At 33.0% G+C, this 5,656-nt stretch carries 5 protein-coding genes and 1 pseudogene; 1 reads left to right on the top strand and 5 read right to left on the bottom strand.

Going from position 1 to position 5,656, the window contains the following annotated elements; translation table 11 throughout:
* Nucleotides 1-220: pseudogene (locus tag V4762_RS09730) on the top strand (Rpn family recombination-promoting nuclease/putative transposase); the annotation flags it as partial.
* A gap of 121 nt (nucleotides 221-341) precedes the next feature.
* On the opposite strand, the gene V4762_RS09735 reads toward V4762_RS09730, so the two are convergent.
* From V4762_RS09735 to V4762_RS09755, 5 genes are all read right to left on the bottom strand, one after another.
* Nucleotides 342-1,529: an MFS transporter gene (locus V4762_RS09735; RefSeq protein ID WP_347315584.1), complete on the bottom strand. Its 1,188-nt coding sequence runs from the start codon at nucleotides 1,527-1,529 to the stop codon at nucleotides 342-344.
* 10 nt (nucleotides 1,530-1,539) lie between these two features.
* Complete coding sequence (locus tag V4762_RS09740; RefSeq protein ID WP_347315585.1) at nucleotides 1,540-1,959, bottom strand: LUD domain-containing protein; 420 nt, start codon at nucleotides 1,957-1,959, stop codon at nucleotides 1,540-1,542.
* A gap of 1 nt (nucleotide 1,960) precedes the next feature.
* On the bottom strand, nucleotides 1,961-3,985 hold the full coding sequence (locus V4762_RS09745) for an LUD domain-containing protein (protein WP_347315586.1): 2,025 nt from the start codon (nucleotides 3,983-3,985) through the stop codon (nucleotides 1,961-1,963).
* A gap of 76 nt (nucleotides 3,986-4,061) precedes the next feature.
* A complete protein-coding gene (locus V4762_RS09750; protein WP_347315587.1) occupies nucleotides 4,062-4,949 on the bottom strand; it encodes an urease accessory protein UreH domain-containing protein in 888 nt (295 codons plus the stop codon).
* 91 nt (nucleotides 4,950-5,040) lie between these two features.
* Nucleotides 5,041-5,415, bottom strand: a complete 375-nt coding sequence (locus V4762_RS09755; RefSeq protein ID WP_347315588.1) for a hypothetical protein — start codon at nucleotides 5,413-5,415, stop codon at nucleotides 5,041-5,043.
* Between the last annotated feature and the right edge of the window lie 241 nt (nucleotides 5,416-5,656).

The raw sequence follows: 5,656 nt of genomic DNA on the forward strand, positions 1-5,656 counted from the left end.
GAAAAAGGGTATGGAAAAAGGTATGGAAAAAGGTAAGATAGAGGGCATGATTATTGACGCCCAGGATTTACTTTTAGATGCCATTGAAGCCAAATTTGATAAAGTTCCAAGAGATATAAAAATATTGGTGAAAAAAACAAAGGATAGAGAGAAGTTAAGAAGCATACTTAAAGCTACTATCAAGGTTCAAAGTATAGATGAAATAAGGGATATGTTTTAAATTAATAGCCATGTGCCTAAATACGATCACAGTTAAATAGCATATATTTTTTAGAGAAAGGTGCAAAACTAAAAGTTTATGAGCAGATTAAATACTGATAAATAATAAAAGCAAAAGCTTTCTACCTATCAGATGCTGACAACATAATAATAGATCCTAACAGTGGACCAATTCCCAGAGTTAAAAATGCATAAAAATAACTGTGTGTTATATCAAGCACGAATCCAACAGCCAGTGGAGATATTAGAGATCCAAGCTGCCATATTGCGTTTATCAAACCCATTGCAATGCCAATATTTCTTTTGTCTACTAGCTCTCCTACAAAAGTATTCATCACAGGACTGTATACAAACGCAAGAATCCCCAATATAGGCGCAAGAAAATACAGGGCAAAGATGCTTCTATTTATTCCAAAAATGACCAAAAAAATAAAAAATAAAATTAACATAAAAAATATAATATTCTTTTTCTTCCAGCCAGTAATATCGGTTAGTATTCCAGCAATAGGTTTACATATTAGCGCAGTTATTCCAAAGGCCGACATAAAAAAACCAGCCTGAATCAGAGTAAGCCCCAAACCTTTATTTAAATATGAGTTAGCCCAAGTAGCTGTCCCCCATGTAGCCCACATTGCAAAAAAGCCAGCTAAACCCGTTAGCATAAATTCTTTATTTTTAAGCAAGATCTTTATGTCATAAGCAAAGCTCAAAATTGATTTTGTCTCATTTGAAGAGCTATTTTCACGAAGAAAAAAATATGCAAATAAGAGCGTAATAATTGGCAGCATTCCTGCAACATAAAATGAAGCGTTCCAGCCATGAAATTTTGCTACTGTGGGCACAAAAATGTTTACCAGGAAAACTCCAACAGAGGATGCAGTCATAAAAAATCCCATAGCAGTATACCTGTTTTTTTCAGAAAACCAATCAAATACACCCTTTACACAGGCAGAAAATATAGCACCCGAGCCCATTCCCGCAAATATTCTGTAAAAAAAACCTTGCCAAAAATTTCCAACTGTGCCCATCAATATAGTAAAAAAACCCATTATAAAAAACGAATAAAGTAAAATCTTTCTATAACCGAATCTATCAGCCAGATATCCGCCCGGAAGTTGAGTCAATATGTAGCCAAAATAAAAGGCGCTCATATAACTCCCCGCTTCTTTCGCATTTAGCGAGAGAGCTTTAGCTGCAAGAGGGATGACTGGCGCCCATGCAAGCCTGTCCACAAAAGAAAATAGAAATGCTGACCAAAGTATCAGTAGAACTACTATTTGAGACTTTGAAAAATTTAAATTGTTGATCACTTAAATATCTTCAACCCTTGTCGATTATTAAAAATACAATTTTTTCAGGTCCCTGAACACCACTGACCAATGTCTTCTCTATATCTGCAGTTTTGCTCTCTCCAGAGATAAATAGCATATATTCATCCTGGCATTTTTGTTTTGCTAAAAAATAGGCTTCGCTTAATGTAGATCTCAAAGCAGAGTTTTCAACTGAAATATAAAGAGTTTTTGAGGTTAATATGGATTTTAGCTTTTCGCGTTTTGGAATATTGATGACTGCGCTTGCGCTTCCGGTCGCACCTGATAGAGCTTTTATAAATCCAACGTCTTTATTAGAATCATAATCTAAAGAAGTATTTAGACCAAACTCATTTAAAAAGTCGATATTCTTAACAACTTTTACTTCTACACCACTAAGATTTGCTATTTCTATAAATTTTTCTATCAATTTAGGCTCCCAAAATATTTTTAAGATATGATACAAAGTGTATTACGCTAATATTTTTAGTGCTCATAACGTCCAGTGCTCCAGATATTTGCATTATGCATCCTGGACAAGAGGTAATCACAACTTCTGAATTTGATTTAATAATATTATCTATCTTTCTCTGAACGAGCTTGTTAGAAATATGTTTGTGCATGATAGAGTATGTTCCTGCAAAGCCACAGCATCTGTCCTTCTCATTTAATTCAGAAAATCTCTTTTCTTTTTCCTTTATAAAGTACTCGATTTGCATAGCTTGATTCATACCTCTTGAAAGGTGGCAAGGATGATGATAGGTTAAGACCTTATTCAAAGGAGTAAATTTATATTTTCTGTTTTTCAAAAATTCGACAAAATAAAATCCAGCATCCACTACCCTATCGGAAAAATCTATGCCGAAAAATTCAGCATAATCTCTTTGAACCATATGAGCACAGTGAGGGTCAAGAAATAAAATCTTGTCAAATTTCTCAATATCTTTAAATGTCTTTTGTGCCTGATTGATTGCATCAGATTTTAAACCGTTGTAAAAGGCTGCTGCCCCACAACAAGAGCTTTGATTTATAATTTCTATGTCTATATTTAAAAAGTTAGATAGACGAACTAAGTCTTTACCCACATCATCATAAAATATATTGGTAGAGCAACCAGCAAACAATCCAATTTTTGAAGCTTTAGTTTTTACTGTGTCAAATGACTCTTTATTAATAGCTGGAAGAGTTCTAAAACTTAGCCCAAACTCATCTCTTAAAAATTTAAATCTTCTCATCTTGATACCATCTTTAAAGTACGGACTAGCAAGGGATATAAGAGTCCTTAATAATCTGTAATTTTTCATACTTTTAATCGCAAATTTTTTAATGATATTATTTCTTTCATACTTTGAATTTATTTCTAATATTAGTGATTGAATTGGAATCCTGGATGAACAGACTTTATCACACGCCATACAGCCTGAACACAAAAAAGATAATTCATCCATCAATTTATAATCTTCCATATATGAAAGCAATACGCCAATTGGACCAGCGTAGGTCTCGCCTCTAAACAGCTGACCGCCCACAGTAGTATATACTGGACATGCCATCTGACATGCTCCACATTTTATGCAGTTTAAGATCTTGTCAAACTTCTCTTCTCTGGCAATTTTCGAACGGTTGTTATCAAGAAGTATTACGAAAAATTCATCCCCTGGAGGCTTTGTAAAAACGTCTATCCAGGATGTAACAACCTGACCAGTAGCATTTTTTGGCAAAAATGAAACAATTTTAAAGGCTTCATCTGCATTTTCTACTATTTTATCTATGCCCACAATGCATATATTTATATCATGATTTAAAACGTGCTGAATATTGCCCTCATTGCTCACTATGAAGAACGTTCCATCCTTTGTAACTGCATTAGCCCCAAAAATGCCGCAGTTTGTGTTATCAAACTCTTTATTTATTTCATTTTTACAAAAATCAACCATCTCTTTTATGTCCAGCTTAAGATTTGCATTGAACTTCTCATTTAAAAAGTTTAGGATTTTCTCTTTTGACATATGAATTGCAGGAGCTGTCATATGAGTAGCTTTTTCATTATTTAACTGAACCAGCCATTCACCAAGATCTGTCTCTACAGGCGTAATATTGTTCTTCTCAAGAAATGAGTTCAAATTTATTTCTTCAGTAGTGAGTGACTTTGATTTTACAACCCTTTTGATGCCATTTTTTGTAAGTATCTTATAAAAAAATGTAAGGGCTTCGTCAGAGTCTTTCGCAAAAAAAACTTCAAAACCTCTTGATCTAAGATTGTTTAAAAGAAAAACGATGTTTTCTTCTAAATTTTTAATATTTTTTTCTTTAATATCTCTTATTTCATCTTTAAACTTTTCAAAATCGAAAACTTTTTCTAATTTTCTTCTTTTTTCAAAATAACTTTTCTCAGCTCTATTTAGAGCATTTTGAAGAAATTGATCGTTGCAAAATTCTTCTTCTGTCTTTTTCAAATTATTTACCTCTAATAATAATATATAGAAATATTATAGTGAAAAAAACTTTATTTTGTAATGGATCCAGTAATTACTAAATTGTTTTGTAAATTTTTCTATATTTTATAGTTTCTACTAAAAACGTTGTTATCCCAATACCCAAAACTACGGCAATAACCAAGAAAAAGCCTATATTTAAGTTATGCAAATTGTGAACCTTAATAGGCGTTACAATGTTAAATGACAAGAGTTTTGGATCAATTAAACCTATAATGCCAGATAAAGAAAATAATACTCCGCCCAAGATAAGCGTCCTTGCCGCAGTAAGTCTTGCTATGTGTTGACTTACACTTTCAGGTAAGTTTAATCTTTTCCCTAAAATCCCAAAGAGTGCACCAGCTAAAATCTGAACAGTAGTAGTGCCAAGGCCGAAAACAAACCCAGGCAACCATGCAACATAAGCATTTGGCATTGATGGAGCAAGAATCGTGTAAAGAATTAGCGCAAAAGCCCCAAAACCCCAACCCGCGATAAATCCATGAATTATAGCCATTTTATAGGTAGTTTTCTTATGTCGTAAGTCGATAAATTTGCCAGACAATGCTTCTTTGTGATGTATATTGTCAATCTTGCCAAGATGTATATGAAAGACATCGTTAAAATTGAAGATATAAAGACCACCAAGAACCATTGCGACTCCTATAACGGCATAAACTATATAATCAACATAAGGTTTCGACATAAAACTTATTAAAGAAAAATATGCAAGCTCGCTTGCTATAGCTCTTTGGAGGCTAAACGCTAAAGAAAAGGCTAACCCTATAAAAAAGCCCTTCTTAGCCGAATAACTACCAATTGAATAGCTAAAGGTAATAGGCCAGGTATGCTCGTCTGGCGTAATACCATGAACGACGCCTAACAAATAAGCCAAAACTAATGTCATTAAAACGCTTGACTGAGCATGAACATTAAATAAATCCATAATTACCTCTCAACTAATTTACTTTGTATTTCGTTAAGCGTAAATAGATTTGTTAACTGAGAGCCGAAAAATTCAACTTATATCGCTTTATTTAGAATATGCTGTTGATTAGATCATCCCCAATGCCAAAGCCAGCTCCCATTTCAATAGCCTGTAAAAATCCACTTCCTAAAAGAGAGCCGAAAAAACCTCTGCCCTGCTGCTGTTGCGGCTGTTGATTGTAGTTTTGATATTGATTTTGCGGGACGTTTTGATGCAGGGTTTGTAAAAATGCAAACATCTGATTTTGTTCGCTTTGAATGCTGAGCGCTAAATCCTTCAAATCTAAGAGCATTTCCCTTGCATCCTGATTGCCTGAACCTTGCAAAGTCTTAAGCTTATCAGCTAAATTTTGAATTTTCCCGCCAATACCATTGGCCTCTGATTGTAATTTTTGAAATTCGTTATCAATCAAACTATTGTCCATATTGTAGCCTCCAGAATTAATGATTTTAACCCATTTTATTTTTTTAAGATTAAAATATAGTTAAGATAATTTGGAAAATAGTTAAAAACTTTCTAACAAACTATATACAATACAAAAAAATTATTTAATAGTTTAAAATATTAAAATATTTATTAATATAAAGATACAAGGAACGTTAGAACTTTGATAATCATAAATCTAAAATAATTTAACATAAACTGTTTTAAGTTATATAAAAATA

This window comes from Thermodesulfobium sp. 4217-1, assembly GCF_039822205.1.
GTDB lineage: Bacteria > Thermodesulfobiota > Thermodesulfobiia > Thermodesulfobiales > Thermodesulfobiaceae > Thermodesulfobium.

Excerpts from the sequence above, each read along its gene's own strand:
- V4762_RS09750 (WP_347315587.1), bottom strand. The coding sequence starts at position 4,949 with ATGGATTTATTTAATGTTCATGCTCAGTCAAGCGTTTTAATGACATTA.
- V4762_RS09755 (WP_347315588.1), bottom strand. The coding sequence starts at position 5,415 with ATGGACAATAGTTTGATTGATAACGAATTTCAAAAATTACAATCAGAG.